The sequence below is a fragment of the Nitrospinaceae bacterium genome, from assembly GCA_018669005.1.
Taxonomy (GTDB): Bacteria; UBA8248; UBA8248; order UBA8248; family UBA8248; genus UBA8248.
In genome coordinates this window covers 1-19,744 of the sequence record JABJAL010000098.1, presented here as the reverse complement: position 1 = coordinate 19,744, position 19,744 = coordinate 1, and the positions used below count along the sequence as shown (strand labels likewise).

26 protein-coding genes are annotated in these 19,744 nt (G+C 54.6%); 18 read left to right on the top strand and 8 right to left on the bottom strand.

The window, feature by feature from the left end; translation table 11 throughout:
* A partial coding sequence (locus HOJ95_15990; protein MBT6396199.1) for an MmgE/PrpD family protein occupies window positions 1-895 on the top strand: 895 nt, incomplete at its 5' end.
* A gap of 94 nt (window positions 896-989) precedes the next feature.
* Window positions 990-2,057 (top strand): tRNA 2-thiouridine(34) synthase MnmA, encoded by a 1,068-nt coding sequence (gene mnmA / locus HOJ95_15985; protein ID MBT6396198.1) that lies wholly within the window; start codon window positions 990-992, stop codon window positions 2,055-2,057.
* A gap of 8 nt (window positions 2,058-2,065) precedes the next feature.
* Here mnmA and HOJ95_15980 read toward each other — a convergent pair whose 3' ends face one another.
* From HOJ95_15980 to HOJ95_15970, 3 genes are all read right to left on the bottom strand, one after another.
* Window positions 2,066-2,833 carry a macrocin O-methyltransferase gene (locus HOJ95_15980; protein ID MBT6396197.1) on the bottom strand — a complete coding sequence of 256 codons (768 nt, stop codon included), beginning with the start codon at window positions 2,831-2,833 and terminating at the stop codon, window positions 2,066-2,068.
* A gap of 103 nt (window positions 2,834-2,936) precedes the next feature.
* A complete protein-coding gene (locus tag HOJ95_15975; GenBank protein ID MBT6396196.1) occupies window positions 2,937-3,779 on the bottom strand; it encodes an FkbM family methyltransferase in 843 nt (280 codons plus the stop codon).
* Between the two features lie 130 nt (window positions 3,780-3,909).
* Window positions 3,910-4,716, bottom strand: a complete 807-nt coding sequence (locus HOJ95_15970; GenBank protein ID MBT6396195.1) for an FkbM family methyltransferase — start codon at window positions 4,714-4,716, stop codon at window positions 3,910-3,912.
* 140 nt (window positions 4,717-4,856) lie between these two features.
* Between HOJ95_15970 and arfB the strand changes: the two genes are divergently transcribed.
* A complete protein-coding gene (arfB, locus tag HOJ95_15965; protein MBT6396194.1) occupies window positions 4,857-5,279 on the top strand; it encodes an aminoacyl-tRNA hydrolase in 423 nt (140 codons plus the stop codon).
* 11 nt (window positions 5,280-5,290) lie between these two features.
* On the opposite strand, the gene HOJ95_15960 is transcribed toward arfB, so the two are convergent.
* Entirely contained in the window at window positions 5,291-5,554 is a 264-nt protein-coding gene (locus HOJ95_15960) for a hypothetical protein (protein ID MBT6396193.1), read from the bottom strand.
* 16 nt (window positions 5,555-5,570) lie between these two features.
* On the bottom strand, window positions 5,571-5,930 hold the full coding sequence (locus tag HOJ95_15955) for a histidine triad nucleotide-binding protein (protein MBT6396192.1): 360 nt from the start codon (window positions 5,928-5,930) through the stop codon (window positions 5,571-5,573).
* Window positions 5,931-6,081: 151 nt separating this feature from the next.
* Between HOJ95_15955 and HOJ95_15950 the strand changes: the two genes are divergently transcribed.
* Window positions 6,082-7,470: an MmgE/PrpD family protein gene (locus HOJ95_15950; GenBank protein MBT6396191.1), complete on the top strand. Its 1,389-nt coding sequence runs from the start codon at window positions 6,082-6,084 to the stop codon at window positions 7,468-7,470.
* Between the two features lie 13 nt (window positions 7,471-7,483).
* Here the strand turns inward: HOJ95_15950 and HOJ95_15945 are convergent, their stop codons facing one another.
* The gene (locus HOJ95_15945; protein ID MBT6396190.1) at window positions 7,484-8,239 is read right to left on the bottom strand and encodes a DUF484 family protein; all 756 of its coding nucleotides are present in this window, start codon (window positions 8,237-8,239) and stop codon (window positions 7,484-7,486) included.
* Window positions 8,240-8,576: 337 nt separating this feature from the next.
* Here HOJ95_15945 and HOJ95_15940 point away from each other — a divergent pair, with 337 nt between their 5' ends.
* From HOJ95_15940 to eno, 14 genes are all read left to right on the top strand, one after another.
* Window positions 8,577-9,518 carry an NAD(P)-dependent oxidoreductase gene (locus HOJ95_15940; protein ID MBT6396189.1) on the top strand — a complete coding sequence of 314 codons (942 nt, stop codon included), beginning with the start codon at window positions 8,577-8,579 and terminating at the stop codon, window positions 9,516-9,518.
* A gap of 49 nt (window positions 9,519-9,567) precedes the next feature.
* Window positions 9,568-9,948 (top strand): PEGA domain-containing protein, encoded by a 381-nt coding sequence (locus HOJ95_15935; GenBank protein ID MBT6396188.1) that lies wholly within the window; start codon window positions 9,568-9,570, stop codon window positions 9,946-9,948.
* A gap of 273 nt (window positions 9,949-10,221) precedes the next feature.
* Window positions 10,222-10,542 carry a 50S ribosomal protein L21 gene (rplU, locus tag HOJ95_15930; protein MBT6396187.1) on the top strand — a complete coding sequence of 107 codons (321 nt, stop codon included), beginning with the start codon at window positions 10,222-10,224 and terminating at the stop codon, window positions 10,540-10,542.
* Between the two features lie 2 nt (window positions 10,543-10,544).
* A complete protein-coding gene (gene rpmA / locus HOJ95_15925; GenBank protein MBT6396186.1) occupies window positions 10,545-10,802 on the top strand; it encodes a 50S ribosomal protein L27 in 258 nt (85 codons plus the stop codon).
* A 33-nt stretch (window positions 10,803-10,835) separates the two neighbouring features.
* Window positions 10,836-11,924, top strand: coding sequence for a GTPase ObgE (obgE, locus tag HOJ95_15920; GenBank protein ID MBT6396185.1), 1,089 nt, complete (start codon window positions 10,836-10,838; stop codon window positions 11,922-11,924).
* Window positions 11,921-13,069 (top strand): glutamate 5-kinase, encoded by a 1,149-nt coding sequence (proB, locus tag HOJ95_15915; protein MBT6396184.1) that lies wholly within the window; start codon window positions 11,921-11,923, stop codon window positions 13,067-13,069. Before obgE ends, proB begins: the two co-directional genes overlap by 4 nt.
* Window positions 13,070-13,096: 27 nt before the next feature.
* Window positions 13,097-13,774, top strand: coding sequence for a nicotinate (nicotinamide) nucleotide adenylyltransferase (gene nadD / locus HOJ95_15910; protein ID MBT6396183.1), 678 nt, complete (start codon window positions 13,097-13,099; stop codon window positions 13,772-13,774).
* Window positions 13,775-13,789: 15 nt separating this feature from the next.
* Window positions 13,790-14,164 carry a ribosome silencing factor gene (gene rsfS, locus HOJ95_15905; protein ID MBT6396182.1) on the top strand — a complete coding sequence of 125 codons (375 nt, stop codon included), beginning with the start codon at window positions 13,790-13,792 and terminating at the stop codon, window positions 14,162-14,164.
* A 190-nt stretch (window positions 14,165-14,354) separates the two neighbouring features.
* Window positions 14,355-14,558, top strand: coding sequence for a hypothetical protein (locus HOJ95_15900; GenBank protein ID MBT6396181.1), 204 nt, complete (start codon window positions 14,355-14,357; stop codon window positions 14,556-14,558).
* Between the two features lie 12 nt (window positions 14,559-14,570).
* Window positions 14,571-15,860, top strand: a complete 1,290-nt coding sequence (locus HOJ95_15895) for a hypothetical protein (protein ID MBT6396180.1) — start codon at window positions 14,571-14,573, stop codon at window positions 15,858-15,860.
* A gap of 26 nt (window positions 15,861-15,886) precedes the next feature.
* The gene (locus tag HOJ95_15890) at window positions 15,887-16,327 is read left to right on the top strand and encodes a hypothetical protein (protein MBT6396179.1); all 441 of its coding nucleotides are present in this window, start codon (window positions 15,887-15,889) and stop codon (window positions 16,325-16,327) included.
* 113 nt (window positions 16,328-16,440) lie between these two features.
* Complete coding sequence (rpiB, locus tag HOJ95_15885) at window positions 16,441-16,899, top strand: ribose 5-phosphate isomerase B (protein MBT6396178.1); 459 nt, start codon at window positions 16,441-16,443, stop codon at window positions 16,897-16,899.
* A 25-nt stretch (window positions 16,900-16,924) separates the two neighbouring features.
* Window positions 16,925-17,383, top strand: coding sequence for a transcriptional repressor NrdR (gene nrdR / locus HOJ95_15880; GenBank protein ID MBT6396177.1), 459 nt, complete (start codon window positions 16,925-16,927; stop codon window positions 17,381-17,383).
* A gap of 111 nt (window positions 17,384-17,494) precedes the next feature.
* Window positions 17,495-18,811, top strand: coding sequence for a phosphopyruvate hydratase (gene eno / locus HOJ95_15875; protein MBT6396176.1), 1,317 nt, complete (start codon window positions 17,495-17,497; stop codon window positions 18,809-18,811).
* A gap of 81 nt (window positions 18,812-18,892) precedes the next feature.
* Here the strand turns inward: eno and HOJ95_15870 are convergent, their stop codons facing one another.
* Both HOJ95_15870 and HOJ95_15865 read right to left on the bottom strand, forming a co-directional pair.
* Window positions 18,893-19,072, bottom strand: a complete 180-nt coding sequence (locus HOJ95_15870; GenBank protein ID MBT6396175.1) for a hypothetical protein — start codon at window positions 19,070-19,072, stop codon at window positions 18,893-18,895.
* A gap of 257 nt (window positions 19,073-19,329) precedes the next feature.
* Window positions 19,330-19,713 carry a hypothetical protein gene (locus HOJ95_15865; protein MBT6396174.1) on the bottom strand — a complete coding sequence of 128 codons (384 nt, stop codon included), beginning with the start codon at window positions 19,711-19,713 and terminating at the stop codon, window positions 19,330-19,332.
* Between the last annotated feature and the right edge of the window lie 31 nt (window positions 19,714-19,744).

Here is a 19,744-nt window from a genome sequence, read left to right as displayed (position 1 = left end):
GGCGGGGGCTTGCGCGCATTTGTTGGGTCTTGATGAAGAAAAAACGCGCCATGCGCTGGCCTTAGGGGCAAGCGAGGCGGCGGGGCTTGTCTCGAACTTTGGCACCATGACCAAGCCTTTTCATGCCGGTCAGGCCGCTAGGGCAGGTTTGGTCGCCGCGAGGCTCGCCGAAATGGGCTTCACCGCCGCCGAGGATACCTTGGAGGGCGGCTTCACAGCCGCATTGGCCGCCGAGGGAATCGGGCCCGGTGTCGAACGCTTTGCGCACTGGGAGGCTGCCGCTGCCGGTTGGGGTGCGCCCTGGGACATCGAGGAAGGGGTATGTGTAAAGATTCATCCATGTTGCGCGATGACGCACCCGGGGATCGACGCCATGCTCGCTCTCTGCGAGCGAGAAGGTATCCGCCACGAGGAAGTTGTCGCCCTTGGTGCGCGGGCCTCGGCCATGACGCTCAAAATCCTCCGCTACAATCAGGCCGCAACCGGCCTTGAGGGAAAATTCTCGATGCCATTTTGCCTCTCCTCGGCTCTGGTGGACGGCAAGGTTGGGGTGGCGCAGTTCGAGGAGGGGAGTGTTGCTCGCCCAGAGATCATGGCGCTTCAGGCGCGCTGCGAATTTGAACTCGACGCCGAGCTTGCCGCCCGGGACCCCGAGAGCGAGCGCACCCAAATCTGGGTGCGCATGAAGGATGGCCGAGAGATGAGCCAGGTGGGCGAGGTGGCCAGGGGCCATATCAACAATCCCTTGGAGGAGGCCGAGTTCCGCGAGAAGTTCATGGAGTGCGCCGCCGTGGTGTTATCCGACAATGGTGCGCGGGCGGCCTGGGAGGGTTGGCGAGATATGGAAAAATTGGAGGATATCGGCGAGTTGATGCCGCTATTGATTGGCGGCTAGAGGGGTTTTGATTTTCGGGTTATAAAGAGCCCCGCCGCGAGCCGGGGATTTTTTGCTTCTGGCTTGGGTGTTTTGTGAATAATTGGAGAGGGTTTTGGCGGATCGAATTGTAGTCGCAATGAGCGGGGGGGTGGATAGTTCTGTCGCCGCCGCGCTTTTAAAAGAGCAGGGCCGCGATGTCGTGGGCGTCGGGCTGCGCCTGACGGATCAGCCGCCCTCGGATTCCTTCCACCGGGGCTGCTGTGCTCCGAGGGATTTGGCCGACGCGCGGGCTGTGGCGACGAAACTCGATATTCCGTTTTATGTGATGGACGTTCGCGAGTCGTTTCGCGAAACAGTGATCGATAATTTTATTGGCGAGTATGCGCGCGGTCGCACGCCGGTTCCCTGCATTGCCTGCAATCAGGTGGTCAAGTTCGATTACCTTGCCGAGCGGGCCAGGGGGTTCGGGGCTGACTCTCTGGCGACGGGCCACTACGCGCGAATTACGGAGGTGGACGGCCATCTGACGCTCGCGCGAAGTGCCGATAAGGAAAAGGATCAGACCTATTTCCTGTTCGGTATGACGCAGGCGCAGATCGCGCACACCGAATTTCCGTTGGGCGATTTTGAGAAGAAAAAAACGAGAGAGATTGCCCGGAGTCTCGGGCTCCATACTGCCGACAAACCCGAGAGCCAGGAAATTTGTTTTGTTCCTGAGAACGATTATCGACTCTTTTTGCAGGCGGAATCGCCTGGTGTCGACAGGCCCGGCGATATCGTGGATCTTGAGGGAAACAAAGTGGGCAGCCATCCGGGCGTGACGAACTTCACGGTGGGCCAGCGGCGAGGTCTTGGCCTGGGCGGTAAAGACCCACGCTTTGTCGTAGGTCTTGAGGCAGAGACGGCAACGGTTGTTGTGGGCGAGCGCTCTGCCCTTGAGCGCGAGAGTTTCCGCGCCGAGAAAATCCGCTGGTCGATTCCGTTCACGGAGGGCGAAAAGTATCTGTCGGTTCAGGTTCGCCACCGGCAAAAAGCGGTGCCGAGTAGGGTGGTGCCGCTGGGAGATGATACTGCCGAGGTATTTCCTGAGGATCCGGCAGCGCTGGGCGCCGTCCCGCCGGGCCAGGCCGCTGTTTTCTATGACGGCGATATCTTGCACGGTGGGGGCTGGGTGGCGTGAATTTTTAACTAGTCCAGCTTCACACCCATCCTGACGGAACTGTCGGTCCGGGTGAGGAACATCTTGGGGTTCTTTTCCTTGAAGTATTGGTCTGTCGCCTCTCTCGCTCCTCTGCACCATCCGTAATCGTCGATGATGAGAACAGCGCCGGTGTTTAACCGTGGATATAGGTGTACGAGTTCGTGGTAGGTGGAACTGTACCAGTCGGTGTCGAGCCGAAGCAGTGAAATGCTGCTTGGCACGGCGGCGGGAATAGTCTCCTCAACCGGGCCTTTGATGAAAATAAAATTCTCTTCGGGATAGCCCGTTGTGAGAACGTTATTTCGGACGGATTCCATGTTGCCGCCGAACCCTGAGCGCAGGGTGGCCTCTGGGTGGCCTTTCGCTATTTCCTGGGCGGTATCCCATTTTTCTTTTTCAGAAACTCCGTCCCAGTCGATGTCTCGCTCCTCGGGGGCGGTCATGCCCTCGAACGTGTCGTATAAATAAATCTTCCTGTCCATAACCCCAAAATATTTCAAGGTGAGGGCGCACATGATGATAGCGCCGCCGCGCCAGACGCCGCACTCCACAAAATCGCCTGGAATCTTTTTTTCGACAATATATTGAACGGCTTTGAATAGACCGTAGAGGGCCTCGATGCCGTTTCTGGCGGTTAATGTGTAGGGGGCGACATCGGCGATCATCTCCATGAAACGACGGTCAACCGGCTCGTCTGATATGATGTCCTTGTATTCGATTTCCTCGCCGTCATTTGTGTATATCAGGTGAGCCATGTCGTCCCTGCCTTGCGTTGAAAAATCGATGAGGTATTTCGAATGCGTTGCGGGCGGAGGCATCTTATCATAACAGGTGGTGTGGTTCCGTTTTTAAACCGCTTCAGGCGTTTACAAAATCATCTAAGTAGGTTTTTTCAAGCGTAGTGCCGCACTTATTGTCGTAGTGTCGAAGGGCGAGGGCCGACAGAGAATATGATCGGTAAACCTCATGGGCTACGGTCGCTATCCGGAGAAGACTATCTTCGGCGAGGGAGTGAAGTTTCACGAATGGCCTTATGTAGTGGGCATCTGTCCATAAAAACTGCCCACGGTTTACTTTCTCACTGGCTGATATGGGTAGGAATGGTTGAGAACGGATGTTGGCGAATTCATGAAGAACGAAGCCTGATTTGCGTAGTCGTTGATCGATTTCCGCAAATAGCGGCTGCTTTTTGTAGAATGGAATAAAATTCATTTCAACTTGAATGGCCAGCGTATTTTCAAGAACCTTGCGCCCATACCGCAGGGCGGTTAGCTCGAACCCTTGAATGTCGAGTTTCAGGTAATGGGTGTCACGGATTTCTGGGATGTCGTCCAGTTTTTTTGTTTTGGTTCTCTGTGTTTGAACTACCGAGCCCCAGTCGGAAAATCCTTCGAAATGAGAAAGAATTTCCATGTCCGGCTCTAAAAAAGAGGTCATGCCGGGGGCCTTGCAAATATGAAGGGTATGTTCTTTTCCGTCCCCGATGGCGTAAGGCAGATAACGGATACGGGAATTTTGCGTGGCTGAAAGTTTGTCGTATTCCTCTTTCTGGGGCTCGAATCCTGTTGCCGTTGCCGTTTTCGATTGGATCAAGGGCTCATAAAGTGGCACCTCGCCGATGGCGGAGGCTCCGAGATCGGTAATATTGATATCGGGTACATCACCAATGATGTTTTTCATTAAAATCAATTGCTCTGGCATAGGAAATAAGTTCCAGCATCAAAGAGATGGTTTTTGATATGTGTCAAAATGGGCGGGTTGATAGCCGTCTTTTTTGATAGTTTCGAATCACGTGGACCGATTGTATTCTAGCACGGCAGCTTACAAAGCGTTATTTGAGTGGGTGGAACTCGCTGTCCTCCACCTTTGGTAGAAGATTTGTCAGGGGCATATCTTTGTCAGAGGATTTGTGAATACCCAGTATGTCGAACGATTTGTTGTTCGAGAAAACATTTTCTTTGTTTTGGTTGAAGTTGTCTTCGGAAAAATACGGAGTGATGCACCAATACAGCTCATAGTCCATTCCCCAAAGGTGCTCGATAAGTGCCTGGGATTTTTCATGAAAAATGTTTTCAACGAATAAGATTGGTTTGAATTCCTTGATGTGTCTTTCGGTGCCCTCTAAAACTTGCATTTCCATTCCTTCGACATCAATCTTTAAAAAATCGAATCGGGACAGACGTAATATGTCGTCTAGGCGTTTAGTTGATATTTTCTGGCCGGTGTAGGCGTCGTCCAAGAAAAAAGCGGAGAAATTATTTTCCGATGAGTAGTTAATTGGCGGGATATGGGTAATCCCTTCAACGTTTGAAATCGCCAGGTTGAGGCATTGAACGTTTGTGAGTGAATTGATTGATATGTTTCCGCATAAATTATGAAAGAGAATCGGTTGGGGCTCGATGGCAATGATTTGCCCTTGGTTTTCGACGGTTCTGGCCAATCCAACTGTGTGGGCCCCGATATTGGCGCCGACCTCTACAATGACGTCGCCCGGGGCGCAGAAAGTTTTGAAATATTTCATTTCCTGGCGGGCGTATTCGCCGTAAAGGATTAATGAGCGGCTTACAACGACATCATTTTTGTTGACGATGAACTTTCCGTCGCGTCCCTCAACAACAATGTTGAAATCGTTCATCATGAGGCTGGCTCCAATAGTATTGATAGCGCGCTGATGCAATTGTGCCATTTTGCTGGAAATGCCGCTATTTTCTTCTGTATTATTATTGGGTGTTATTATGAAATTCTTTTACTTTGATTCTCCGATTTGGAGGCTGTTGAATGCTTGAGATAAACAACAGGCTCAAAATTCCCTTGCGCGAGTTCGATTTTCAGTTTTCACGAAGCTCGGGGGCGGGTGGCCAGAACGTCAACAAGGTGAACACGAAGGCCACCCTTCGCTGGGATGTGGCGAAAACGGGGAGCTTGCCAGAGGAGGTGCGCCGCCGTTTTTTAGATAAGTTTCGCCGCCGAATCACCCTGGAGGGCGAGCTGGTCATGTCGAGCCAGCGGTTTCGCGATCAGGGGCGCAACGTGGCTGACTGCATCGAGAAGCTGCGGGTCATGATCGAGGAGGTGGCGCAGCGGCCCAAGAGGCGCTCGGCCACAAAGCCTACGCGGGGCTCAAAGGAGAGACGGCTCAAGGAAAAACACCAGCGCTCGGGTACAAAGAAAACGAGGGGGCGTGTCCAGGCGGACGATTAAGCAATGGTCGACTAAGCGGAGGCGTTTCCTCCCTCCCGGCGTACATTGTCGAAGTAGTGATGTTGGGTGATTTTCTCTAATTTCGAGTAAAGGATTTCCATCTCGGGGGCCGAACAGTCAAAGTCCTGGGCGATGACGCGGTGAAGCGCCTCGCGCGCGGCGACCGACAGTCTATCGAGCCAGGTGTTCTCCTCGCCTTGTTTGCACCAACTTTCATCGAAGCGCGAGAGTTCCTGAAGCTGGGCGAGGCTCCATTTCCAGTTGTAGGCGCTCATGTAAACCTCCTCATCTCTAGCCTGGGGGCCAGGTCATTGCCCGTCCGCCGAGAAGATGAAAGTGGAGGTGCGCGACGGTTTGTCCGCCATCGGCCCCGCAGTTGTTGACGATGCGGTAGCCGCCCCGGTCGGGGCCACTCTCGGCCAGGCCACGCTCATTGGCGATACGGATGGCAGCGAGGTGGATTTCTCCAATCATCTCTTTGTGCTCCTCACCAGCCTCGTGAATCGAGCCGAGGTGCTCTTTCGGAATGATCAAGATGTGAGTGGGCGCGGCGGGGCTGATGTCCTCGAAGGCAAGCAGGCGCTCGTCCTCGAAAACCTTGGTCGATGGGATTTCACCGGCGACAATTTTACAGAATAAACAATCGCTCATGGAACCCTCCCGGAGCGGGTGGTGAGACAACGCACTGATTTTAACCCTTCTCGGCTGCCTCTGACAAGGATTTGGAACAGATAGCAGAGGGAGGGCGTTTCACGGCATAATCACAAAACTACATTGGAATCTCATCAAAAGGAGACGCGCCATGGGAATCGGGCAAGATCTTATCGGGCATGTCCACGATATTAAGTATGACTCCCTTCCCGAGGAGGCACGTGATCGGGCGAAATATTTTCTTCTCGATTATTTCGGTGTCGCCCTTCGGGCGAGCGAGACGGGAAGCTCGCGCGTTTTCTACAATTTTGTGAAAAAACACGCTCCCCAGGGCCCATGCCGCCTGGTTGGTGCGCTCACTCTGACCGACGCTCCGAACGCCGCGCTGGCCAACGGTGGAATAGCCCATGCTATTGAGATGGATGATGTGACGACGCGCTCAAGCCTCCACCCGGCGGTGAGTGTCATGCCGAGCACTCTTGCCTGCGCCGAGGCGCACAACCCCGACCCCAAGCGCGTAATCGAGGCCATCGTCGCCGGCTATGAAGTAACCAACCGGGTGGGCAATGCGATTAACCCGAAAAGTCATTATGAAAGAGGATTTCATCCCACGGGCACTTGCGGCACCTTCGCTTCATCTGTGACCGCCTCGAAGATGCTTGGCCTCTCGCGCGAGGCGACCTCGAACGCTTTTGGCATCGCGGGCAGTCAGGCGTCGAGTTCGATGCAGTTCCTCGAAACCGGTTCGTGGACGAAACGCTTTCATCCCGGCTGGGCGGCCCACAGCGGCATCATGGCCGCCTATCTGGCCCAGGAGGGCTACACCGGGCCCGAGGATATTATCGAGGGCAAGTACGGTTTTCTTCACGCTTTCAGCGATGATGCGCACCCAGAATTTGTCACTGAGCGGCTGGGCGAGTACTGGGAGATTTGCGAGACGGCGATAAAGCCTCACGCCACCTGCCGCTACAACCATGGGCCGGTGGACTTGGTTATCCGCCTCTGCCGAGAGAATGATATCCAGCCCGATGAGGTCTCCCGCATCGAGGTGCGCGTGCCAGAGACGGCGGTGATGGTGGTTGTTGAGCCGAGCGACATCAAGGTGAGCCCGAAGAACGTGGTGGACGCCCAGTTCAGCCTTCACTATGCGGTGAGTGTCGCTTTGCTGAGGCGCAAGGCGGGGCTCGATGAGTTTTCGGACGATTTCCTGCGCTCTAAGGTCTACACCTCGATAATTGACAAGGTGCAATGCTACGGCGATGCGGAGCTCGAGAAGAAATTTCCGGATGAGTGGCAGGCGCACGTGAAAATTGTCACGCGGCGCGGCACTTTTGAAGGCCACCAGGACAACCCCAAGGGAGATCCGAGGAATCCGCTTTCCTGGGATGAATTAATTGAGCGCTTTCATGATCTGACGGGCCCGGTACTTGACGCCGAGGCAAGGAAACTAATTGTCGAGCGTGTGCGCTCGCTTGAGAGACTCAAGAGTATCGAGGAAATAACATCGCTTGCGGCGATAGGAGAGGGCGCTCGCGCCTAACTACCGTTTTGGATCAGGCGGATTTTGAAGTGTTTTTTTTCTTTTTCCCGGGTTTGATCGAGTCCGGGCTCCCTGCGCTGGTCGCCTCGGCTATGCGCAAAAGAAGACTGATTCCCATTCCCATCCGCATGGCCAACCGCTCAAGTAGTTGGGTCGCCATGCCTGGCATATAGCGCTCGGGGTCCTTGGAGCCTAAAAGAAGCAGGCCCAGTAGTTGCCCTCCGTCGCGCAGGGGAATAATGGCGGTCGAGTGCAGGGAGGAGCGCACTTCGTCTGGAAACGGAGCGCCCGCTCCCTCCTCGATCCCACCTGCAAGAAGCACGTCACCTGGAAATTCTCCATCGTCCTCATCTACAAGGCGTATCCGGCCTGGTTTATCCATCTCCTCGCGCAAGGCCTCTTTTTCTGACTCGTATATGAGGATGCTTACATGCTCAAGAGAGAATCGCTTTTCGATCTCCTCGGCGATCCGAGTCAGGCTCGTCCCCGTGGGTTCGGGCCGGAAGAGGAGGTTTTCGATTGCAACAAAATCTCCTTCGATCTGCTCGTTCTGCCGCACGAGTTCGATAGTCTCATCGAGAAGGGCCATGAGTTCCTGACGTTCATCGTTGAGACGCTCAAAGAGACGGGTTCGGATATCGACAAGATTTTCCCCCGAGTCGCTTTCCTTAAGGAGGCCACTAATTTGAACGAGTTCAGGATTGTCGAGAAAAAAATCGGGGTTCTCTTCTAGGAACTTCACAACTTGCTCCGCCGTGATCGGCGCCATCTGGCATCTCCAGGGTATTAAAGGTGGCAATGCGGGCGGCAAAGCTAAGTGCTGTGGGCGGGAGCCATAAGAAGATAGTATCACTCTGAGCGTGAATGACAATATTCACACAACAAGGATAATAAAAATTACACGGAATAGTGAATTTGCAGGCAAGGGGCAGGTCTTAAAAGCGGGCGGTGAATCTATAAACAATTTTTGAATAGTGCTAGAATCCTGACATCGCAAATGTTTGGAGAGGCGGCGCCAGGGTTGTTTGTTGGTCCTTTATTGCCTTTTTCAAGTTGATGATGACCAGTTTATGTGGTCCCCCCCCCGGGGGGCCTCGGGAGGTGAAATGGAACCAGTTAATCCGTCTCGCACTACTATTGGCTTCATTGGAATCGGAAAGATGGGAACCCCCATGTCGCGCCATTTGCGCCGGGGAGATTTTACGGTGCTCGGGTACGACACGGACCCCGCAGCGCTTGAGCGCGTCAAACCAGATGGCGTTCAGGCCGCCGCCTCGCTGGCCGAGTTGGCCGAGCGCTCGGACGTGATAATCACAATGTTGCCGAGCAGTGATATTGTCGAGCTGGTAATTCTCGGCGAGGGGGGCGTTGCCGAAAATATGGCGGCTGGCAAGCTGTTGATCGATATGAGTTCGTCCTATCCCCGGCGGACGGCCGCATTGGCCAAAAATCTGGCCGATCGCGGCATCCTCATGCTCGGGGCTCCCGTTTCGGGCGGGGTTATCGGGGCCGAGGCCGCGACGCTTGCCATCATGCCTGGCGGGGCCAAGGCGCTCGTCGATGCGGCGATGCCCCTGTTCGAAATCCTGGGCGGTAATATCGTTCACATTGACGAGGCGGTCGAGTCGGGCCACGCCATGAAGTGCGTGAATAATTTTCTCTCGGCCACGAATCTTCTCTCCTCGATCGAGGCCATGGCCTTTGGTGCAAAGCTGGGGCTCGATCCCGATAAGGTGCTCGATGTCGTGAACAGCGGCTCGGGAAGAAATTCTGGAACCTACGATAAGTGGCCGCGATTTCTCCTGCCGAGGGATTTCACCATTGGTTTTACGGTAGGGCTCATGCATAAAGACCTCACGATGGCTACGGATCTGGCTCGGGAGATGGGCGCGACCATGTTCATGCTCAATCATGTGCGCGAGGTGTATGGTTTGGCGTGTTCGCGCTATGGAGCTGACGGGGATCAGGGTCTATTACTCGAAATGCTTGAGGAGTGGGTTGGCCAAACGGTTGGGCAGCCTCCAGGCACAGATCCGAAACATCAATAGCCCGGTATTTTGACTCAAGGTTACACCTTAATGGGAATATGGATTGAAGATGAAAAATATGATTCGCTATAAAATGTTTGCTCTTCGCATGCCGCTTATCGTGCTGCTCATGGTGGTGGCGTTCTCTGCCGGAGGTTGCAGTTGGTGGGATAAAAACGTTTCTGAAAAGGTGAAGAATGTCACTACCGGGCAGCTCACAATCACGAGCGACCCGCCGGGTGCAGATGTTTTCGTTAACGATGTCTTTCAAGGAAAGTCGCCTGTTACCCTGAATTACAGTTACGGCATCAAGGATATGTTTAACGGATTTATTGTCGTGGTTCAGAAGGAAGGTTATCTGCCGGTACGCCGCGAGGCCTCGATTAAGACAGGAAGCGTCTCTTTTCGTCTAATAAAAAAAAGGCGTAGGCGTGAGCTTAAAAATAGGTAAAATCGGTCAATTCAGAGGCTGGAGCGGTGTCAGTCTGACCCCTTTTAGGTGGGCAGATGTAACCCTTTGAAATTAATGTATTTGCGCTGCCTTTTATCGAATTGACAATCTGCCCCTCTCATTGCTACAAGAAGAGGCTTTTCTGGGCCTGCTCTGGGCGCAAATGTCTTGGGGTGGGTGAGATTTTTTTAGCGGTTATCCGATTTCAAAAGGCGCGGGAGATGAAAAATCCGCGCGGATGATATGGGCCTATTGGCCTGGGAGATTCACCTCATGTACGCAGTGGTTGAAACTGGTGGAAAACAGGTTCGCTTAGAGCAGGGTGATTCGGTGAAGGTCGAGCGGATTGATGGCGAGGTTGGCGAGGCAATAGAGCTTGACGATGTTCGCTTGATTGTCGATGGCGAAAACATTGTCGCCGATAAGGGCTCGCTTGATGCCTCGACAGTCAAGGCCGTGATTCGTGGCCATGGTCGGGGCGATAAGGTGTATGCTTTTCGCTTCAAACGTCGCAAGAATATTCGCACGAAGCGGGGACATCGCCAACACTACACCGAGATTGAGGTGACTGATATCCTCAAAGGGAGCAATTAGACATGGCGCATAAAAAAGCAGGCGGTAGCTCTTCGAACGGGCGCGATAGCATAGGTCGCCGTCTTGGTGTGAAGCGGTTCGCGGGCCAGTTCGTCAAGGCCGGTGAGATTCTCGTCCGCCAGCGTGGAACGGTGTTCCATCCTGGTGATAATGTTGGCCTGGGGAATGATCATACCTTGTTCGCCAAAGCCAGCGGAAAAGTTCAGTTTAAACGAAAGGCGAAGGCCCGCCGCTTTGTGAGTGTAGAGCCCGCTGAGTAGATTCTTGTCCCTGTAATCCGCCGCGGCCCCGCGATGTTTGTCGATACAGCAACTCTGCATATTGAATCAGGCAAGGGCGGGGACGGGTGCCTGAGTTTTCGGCGCGAGAAGTTTATCCCCAAAGGGGGGCCGGACGGCGGACATGGTGGTCGAGGTGGCCATGTCATTTTCCGGGCCACCTTCCACGTCAACACCCTTCTCCATTTTCGCCATCAATCTAGACTTAAAGCGCAGGCTGGACAGGCTGGCATGGGTAGCCGCAGACACGGTGCCGATGGCGAGGATTTGCTCGTCTCGGTTCCCATCGGCACGATAGTGCGCGACGCGGAAACGGGCGAGCTGATTGCCGATTTTTCCGAGGATGAGCAAGAAGTAATTCTTGCCTCTGGTGGGCGCGGAGGGCTTGGCAACGAGTTTTTTAAAAGCTCGACCAACCGGGCACCCCGGAAAACCACCAAGGGCAAGCCGGGCGAGGAGAGGGAACTCGATATAGAGCTCAAACTCCTGGCCGACGTAGGGCTGCTTGGCATGCCGAACGCAGGCAAATCCACCCTCATTTCCCGAATTTCAGCCAGCCGCCCCAAGATAGCGGACTATCCGTTCACTACCCTTGAGCCCAATCTCGGGGTCGTGGATTTGGGAGGCTATCATTCCTGTGTGGTGGCAGATATTCCAGGAATTATTCCGGGTGCGCATGCCGGCAAAGGGCTTGGCGCGCGTTTTTTACGGCATGTGGACAGATGCTCGTTGCTGCTCCATCTGGTTGATGCGAGCGTGCCGCTCGATCATGCCCTAGCCGATATGGATGCGATTTCAAAAGAACTTGAACTGTTCTCGCCCGATCTTGCCCTAAAGCCGCGCTTGGCGGTGATGACGAAGCTTGATGTGACAGAGGCCAAAGAGCAGATAGAGGCTCTTCAGGCGGGGATCGAGTCTAGAGGTTATGAAGTGTTAGGGATTTCATCTGTTTCAGGATTTGGCCTTCAGGCGCTTATCGGGTGTCTTTCGCGTGCACTTCTCGAGCAAGAGGAAAATTCGAAGGATCTTGAAGCCGGTAGCAGTGCCGGTGGCACTGCCAGTGAAGATGCCGCAGACAACGGCGAGGGGGCGCAGGCCCCATGAGAAAAGCGGCGCAACAAAGGCGCAAGGATTCCTCACTCAAGAGCCGCCGTATTGTCGTGAAGGTGGGTAGCTCTGTCCTCACATCGCCCGAGGAGAGTGGTGTGAATCGCCGGGTGCTAGGGCGAATTGTCTCGCAGGTAACGGCGTTGTCCTCCTCGCGGCGCGAGGTTGTTCTCGTTTCATCGGGTGCGATCGCGGCCGGACTTAAGCGGCTGGGAATGAAGGCCATGCCGTCGGGCATCCCGGAGCGCCAGGCCGCCGCCGCCGTGGGCCAGCCCATATTGATGGAGGCATATAGTCGTGCCTTCAAGCGCCGGGGGTTGGACATGGCCCAGGTGCTGCTCACCCACGCGGATCTTGATGCGAGGGGGCGCTTTCTGAACGCCTGTAATACGTTCGAAACCCTTCTCTCGCGGAAGGTGGTCCCCATCGTTAATGAGAATGACACGGTGTCCATCGAGGAGCTCCGTTTTGGCGACAACGATATACTCGCCGCCCAGGTGGCCCAGATGATCCGAGCAGAGTTGGTGGTCATTCTTTCGGACGTCGAGGGGCTCTACGATGCAGACCCCAGAATATCCCCCGATGCCCAGATGCTCTCCCGCGTCGAGGGCCTGCCCTCTGGCGTTATGAAGGCGGCTGGCCAAAGCGTGAACCCGCTGGCCCATGGCGGGATGGCGGCTAAGATGAACGCCGTCAAGGTGCTCAACCGGGTGGGTATTTCTACCCTAATTGTCAGGGGGCGTACGCCGGGGATTATTAAACGTGCCCTTGAAGGCGAGGTGCTCGGGACGCTTTTCATTCCCAATGGCTCGCGCTTGAAGGGAAAAAAGGGTTGGATTGGGACCACGGCGAGCCCAAAGGGGTGGCTTCGTCTCGACGATGGCGCTGTTCGGGCGCTTGTTGAGCGCGGAAAAAGCCTCTTGCCAAGTGGGGTAGCGGAGGTCGGGGGGGATTTTCGGTTCGGCGACCTGGTGGACATTCGGGATTTGAAGGGGAAATCCCTTGGACGAGGATTGATCAATTACGATGCCGCCCAGATGAGGCAAATTGCTGGAAAGCAGACGAGTGAAATCTCGGCGATTCTAGGGGGCAAGGAATTTGACGAGGTCATCCATCGCAACAATTTGGCCCTGATCGACTGACTTATATTTAACGGCGGCGGAAGGTCATTGAAAATAGGTATTTTGGGGGGAACTTTTAATCCGATTCATTATGGCCATCTGCGCCCTGCCGAGGAGGTGCGAGTGGCACTGGGCCTTGAGCAGGTACGTTTTGTCCCATTGGCCGTCCCCGCACATAAGTCAGAAGACGATATTGCCCCGGCCGCCGATCGTCTCGAAATGGTCCGCATGGTCCTTGATGGGCATCCCCACTTTGTTTGCGACTCTATTGAAATTGATCGGGGTGGGGTTTCATATTCCGTCGATACGCTGGCCGCTATGCTCGAGGGATCCTGCCGGGGGCATGATATTTTTTTCATCATTGGGGCCGATGCTTTTTCGCTTTTGAGCACCTGGCGCGAGCCACTACGACTGCTGAAAATGACGAATTTTGCTGTCACCCTTCGAGGGGAGCAAAATGCAGTTGAGGTTATGAGCGTTGTAGAGTCGACTTTAAGAGATTTAGACGATGGCGTAAGGTTCAACAAAAATAGCGATAATACGTATCAATATATTGATTCTGAAAGAGTTATAAGATTCGCTTCCGTTAACACGCTTGATATCTCCGGAACCAAGATACGGGGTCTAGTATTTTCTGAAAAATCTTTACAAAATTTATTGCCTCCGGTTGTTGAAGCATTTATAATCCGGCGCGGATTGTATAGAAGCAATGGAAATGGCAACTAAACTTACGAGGTATTTTTGATCGATTTCAGCGATAGGCTTCAGATAATCAGCGAGGTCGTAGATTCTAAAAAAGGCTTAGACCCCACGATTCTAGACCTTCGGGGGCTATCGTCCGAGCTCGATGCCTTTTTTATTTGTCATGGTACGAGTACCCGTCACGTAAGGGCTTTGGCAGATGCAATTGAAGAAAAGCTCATAGAAATCAAAGAAAAGCCGTTATTTGTAGAAGGGATGAGCGAAGGTACCTGGGTTTTGATGGATTGTGGTGATGTAGGAGTCCATATCTTTGATGAAAAGGTAAGGGATTACTACCGCCTAGAAGAGCTTTGGTCACATGCCCCAGTGTTTGATGTGAAGGCCCTTGGTTCCGCCCCTAATTCAATTTCTTGATAGTACTTGAGGGTATGACGTGAAACATTTGAAAAAAAAGCAATTAGATGCTCTCGTTTCCCGCCTTAACGAAGTGCGCAGAGATATTGTGGGAGATGTAGAGTCTGTGCAACGCCAGAGCAACGAGCTGGGAACCGATGGCACACAGGATATCGGAGATTTGGCGGCGGCCACCTATTCCAAGCAGGTCATGATGGAGCTTGGCGAGAGAGAGCGTGGTCGCCTTCGCGAGGTCGAGCTGGCCTTCAAGCGAATCGAGGATGGCACCTATGGTATTTGCGAGGAGTCGGATGAGCCAATTCCCTTCATCCGGCTAGAGGCCATCCCGTACACCCGCTTCACGGTGGCGGCGCAAAGCGAAATGGAAATTCGAAAGAGAACAGGCGGGGTTTAGGGTAGCCAGAGTATGGGAATTCGCCTGCTTATATCGCTGGCTCTTCCTCTTGCCCTTGCCGTTTATATCCTGCATTTCAACCGGTCCATGGTTGATTTCCGTGTGGCGGAGAATTTTTCCGTCTCCATGCCCATTGTCGTCTTGATTTTTATCTCCGCCATGGGCGGGGCCCTGCTTGCCGGTCTGCTCGGTTGGAGCGAATCGGGCGTTGCCGGTTTTTTCCGCATGCTGGACCTGCGCAAAGTACGCCGCCGCTCACGGGCGCAACGCACCCTTGCCAAGGCCGAAGGCCTCCGCACTCGTGGTAAAATCAAGGCAGCCAGAAGACATGCAAGAAAAGCCGGGCGCCTCGATCCCGATTTATCCTCCGCTTTCTCGTTGGCGGGCGATTTGGCCGCCGAGGCTGGCGATCTCGAAGAAGCCATCCGTTGCAATGAAAAACTCTATTCATTAACGCCAGACTCCCTTGAAGCCCTTGTCCGTCTTTCCGCCAATCTTGAAGCCGTGGGACGTGCAGGCGAGGCCGAGAATATGCTCCTTCAAATGGGAGAGCGCGGTGCGGTGCACCCGGACGTTCTCAGGCGTCTGAGGGATATGTTTGCCGCCCAGGAGCGATGGGATGAGTCTCTGGCCGTTTGTCGGAAGCTGGTCTCAACCTGGGCCTCCCCCTCCCAGCGAAATGCCGACAAAATAGCCGAGGGAGAAATCTTGATGTCGGGGGCGGCCTTGAAAATATTGCTTTCGGACGGCAAGGGCGCCGCGCCGCTTTTGGAGCAGGCCATTCGTTGCCTACCCGAGGATAGCAAGCCGCGTCTCTGCCTGGGCGATGCCTGGCTGCTTGCTGGGCGCGAGCGCCGGGCACTCAAAACATGGGAAGAGGGCTACCGACATCTTGGCGCACCGGATTTTTTGCACAAAATCGTGGCGCACCACCGACCGAATGAAGATGAGAAGGCCAGGCGTCAGGCGGCCTCCGCGATGCTCTCGTGCGGAAAGATGCGCGATGGAGACCCTATTCCTCTGGTCATGGCAGCCTCGCTGCTATTCGGGGCAGGGCGGAGCGAGGAGGCCCGAAAGTGGCTCGAAGTTGCCGCAGACAAGGCACCCGACCATGGCGCCGAGGCTAGCTGGGTAGGTGTCGTGATGGGTCTGCTCGATGCGCGAGGTAAGCTCGATGCGGGCGATCGGCTCGCTGCCGAGAGTGCGTTTCAGAAAGTTGCCGAGGAGGCGGGCAGAAAGATATTGGGCGAGCCCGCCTCAGGATTCGTCATCCGACCGGCAGAGGTTTCCTCCGCCGGATAACAGGGGACAGATTGAAGGAGAAAATAGTGTCTATCACGAAAATCGGTGTTCTGGTGTTGATGCTAGGATTTTTATCATTCGCGGGCGAGGGAGTTGTCTCTCAGGCCGAGGCGGCGAAAAAATGCAAGAAAGGCGAGACTCCGGTCGAGGATATTGGCACGGGGAAAATCACGTGTGAGGGTGGTGATACGCTCGATACGACAACTGTGGTGCAGAGGCCGCTGGGCCGCCCCGGAAAGCCTGGTTCACCCGGAAGACCGGGTAGCCCCGGAACGACTTCCACTTCTGGGAAAAGCTGTGGGCTCAAGAAATGGGGCTGCGAGGAGGTCTGTCAGCAGGCCTATCTCAGCGAGGCGGGCGCCTCGACGACGGGGGCCTCCCAGCGGGCAAAAGTGCGCCGTGGTTCCTGCCGCAAGGTCTGCGAGAAAAAATTCGACTGCGAGGCTAAGCCGCCAAAGTCTCCTTGAAGAACGAAGGGCGGTAATTACTTGACTTTAAATCTTTCCGTGCTTACGGTATTCGGGATCTCGCCCCTCCCGTAAGCGGGTTGCCCCGTGCTAGTTCCTTTGGAGCCGTATTGATGAAGCCTGTAGCCCTTGCCAGTGATCATGGCGGCTTTGCCATAAAGGAGTTGGTGAAGGGTGTGCTCGATGTAAGGGGCATCCCCTACACGGATTACGGTACAAATTCGGATGAGTCCTGTGATTATCCCGACTTTGGCGCCCCTGCAGCCCGTGCGGTTAGCGAGGGCACCTCGGATAAAGCGATCATCAGTTGTGGCTCCGGAGCTGGCATGACTATCGTGGCGAATAAATTTCCGGGCGTTCGTGCCGTAAATTGCTACGATGAGTGGATAACGCTATTGAGCAGACAACATAACGACGCTAATGTCATGGCTCTTGGCGAGCGTGACATTGATCCCGACGAGGCGCGGCGTCTGGTTGGCCTCTGGCTCGACACCCCATTTGAGGCGGGTCGCCATGCCCGGCGCGTTTCTAAAATTTCAGAACTGGAGCGGTCGCCTGAGACCGCTATCTGACCCCATCGCCCTGGGCGATTATTAAATGAAGTGTCCGACCTGCTCTCATCCCGACAGCCGTGTCGTCGATAGCCGGACGACGAAGGAAGGCAACGCCATCCGCCGCCGGCGTGAATGCGAATCCTGCAGTCACCGATTTACCACCTATGAGCGGGCCGAGGTAACTTGGCCGCTCATCGTCAAAAAAGACGGCTCAAGGGGTAACTACGACCGTGAAAAAATCCGCCTTGGCATACAGAAGGCGCTTGAGAAGCGCCCCGTCCCTGCCGAGGAGCAGGAGGCTATCGTCGATAGGATCGAGCGATTTGTTCTCGACACCGGGGAGAAGGAAATTTCGACTTCGGCCATTGGCGAGAAAGTGATGGACGAACTCAGGGAAACTGATCAGGTTGCCTACGTTCGCTTTGCTTCCGTTTACCGCTCTTTCGGGACGGTGAAGGATTTCGAGGAAGAGCTGCAAAAACTCGATAAGGCTCGAAGCTAGAATATATCTCGTCCGCTTTTTATTTTTATTTTTTCTCGGTTCGCGTTCGCGGCCAAACGGTTGTTTTGCGGCATCATTGGCTGCGTTGAATTCATTTTGGGGGAGTAGGCAATGACCACCATCGTTCAAGTCATCGCAAGGGAAATTTTGGACTCAAGGGGGAATCCGACCGTAGAGGTGGATATGCATCTCGCGGGGGGCGGCTTTGGTCGCGCGGCGGTCCCGAGCGGTGCAAGCACAGGTAAGCGCGAGGCGGTTGAACTGCGCGACGGCAAGAAGGCTTATTTTCTCGGAAAAGGTGTCACCAAAGCGGTTGATAACGTCAACAATAAAATTGCCCCCGCCATCCTGGGCACAGACGCATCGGACCAGCGCACCCTCGATATTGATTTGTGTGAGCTTGATGGCTCAAAGAACAAGGGCAATCTAGGGGCCAACGCAATTCTCGCGGTCTCCATCGCTGCGGCGAAGGCCTCGGCAGACGCGTTCGACTTGCCGCTCTATCGCTATCTCGGCGGGGCGGGCGCCTCGACCATGCCTGTGCCGATGATGAACATCGTCAACGGCGGCGCCCACTCGGACAACAGTGTCGATTTTCAGGAGTTCATGGTGATGCCCGTTGGCGCCAAGAATTTCCCCTCGGGGCTTCGGATGGGGGTCGAGATATTCCATGCGCTCAAAGATGTGCTGAAAAAGCGTGGCTATGGAACCGCCGTGGGCGATGAGGGTGGTTTTGCCCCCGATCTCAAGAGTAACGACGAGGCTGTAGAGTCGATTCTGGAGGCGACGGTCAAGGCGGGTTACAAGCCGGGCGAGGATATTATGCTCGCCCTCGATCCGGCCTCAAGCGAGTTTTACGAGAAGGGAAAATATGTCTTCCGCTGGTCGGATGGGAGCAAGAAGAGCTCGGATGAGTTGGTGAAGTTTTATGAGAGCTGGGTGCGGCAGTATCCGATTATCTCTATCGAGGATGGTTGCGCCGAGGACGATTGGGATGGCTGGGCAGCCCTGACAGAGGCGCTGGGCGGCCAGATTCAGCTTGTAGGCGATGATCTGTTCGTGACGAACACAGAGATACTTAAAAAGGGAATCAACCAAAAGATCGCCAACAGCATTCTCATCAAGGTCAACCAGATTGGCACGCTGACGGAAACGCTTGAGGCAATTCAGATGGCCTCACGCGCCGGCTATACCTCGGTGGTCTCTCATCGCTCGGGCGAGACCGAAGACACCACTATCGCCGACCTGGCCGTGGCGACGAATGCCGGGCAGATCAAAACCGGTTCGGCCTCCCGGACGGATAGGCTGGCCAAATATAATCAGCTGCTTCGGATTAACGAGGAACTTGGTGACTCGGCGGTTTATCCGGGCCTGGAGGCGTTCTTCAACATTGCAGGTGCGGGCAAGAAGACTCGAAAACGGAAATAAAAAAATCGCGAACGTGGCTCGGGGTTCGTTTGAACCACCGAGTCACGCTCGCGGGTTATACCGAAAATATATGAGTGCTTACTAGGCCGCCATTTTCTCGGATTTCACGCCTATGGCGCTTCCTACCAACCTGCCGAAACAATCTGGGCAATAGCCGCTGGAAACTTTGCTGGCCTCGTTTTCTTTTACCGTGGCCTGAAGTTTTTCGACCTCTTCCATTTCAACCAGAATCTCACTGCATACACAACATTGCATTGCCATCAGAGTGCCTCCTTTCGAGTTAGTGCAACGGGCTTCCCTGTCCGTTAATTAACCTATCGGCGCTGGATTAAAAGGGATTAGTTCTTTTATGTGTTTATTTTTCGAAGGGTGTTTTTTCGCTTAAGTCTTCTGATATCGGGCCGATAAAGGCCAGCTGAAGCCAGCCTCCGGGATGGTCGGAATCTGGCCAGAGAGATTTGATTATTCTCGCTTTGGCTATGTTTTTATAGTTTTAGCAGCAGAGTTTGACGAATAAGTTATTTGGAAAGGAGCATGCGAACGGCGCCTTTTTCATCGGCAAAAGCCAGGTCGGCCCGCCCGTCTTCGTTGAAATCACCTGAAACTAGGTTTGAGGCGAGGGATGATGCAAGGGGAATCGTCCAACGAGACACCCAGCGTCCGCTCTTGAGGGCGAGGGCGGCCAGGTGGCGCCCGCCAATTTTGGGCACCACGATCTCATGGGCCCCCGCTCTTAGGATTACCGTGTGCTGCCAGAGGTTGCGCGAACCTATGGTGTGGGTGGAGAACCCCGGCCTCCGCGCACGCTCGCTGAGGTTGTCTCCCGCTTGTTCAAGGGCGAGTAAATAGCCCGCCAGGTGCGGGGTCTCGATTGCCAGGACTTGCGCTTTCCCCTTGCCCATATGGTGTACCCCGAGAAGATGAGACCAGCGG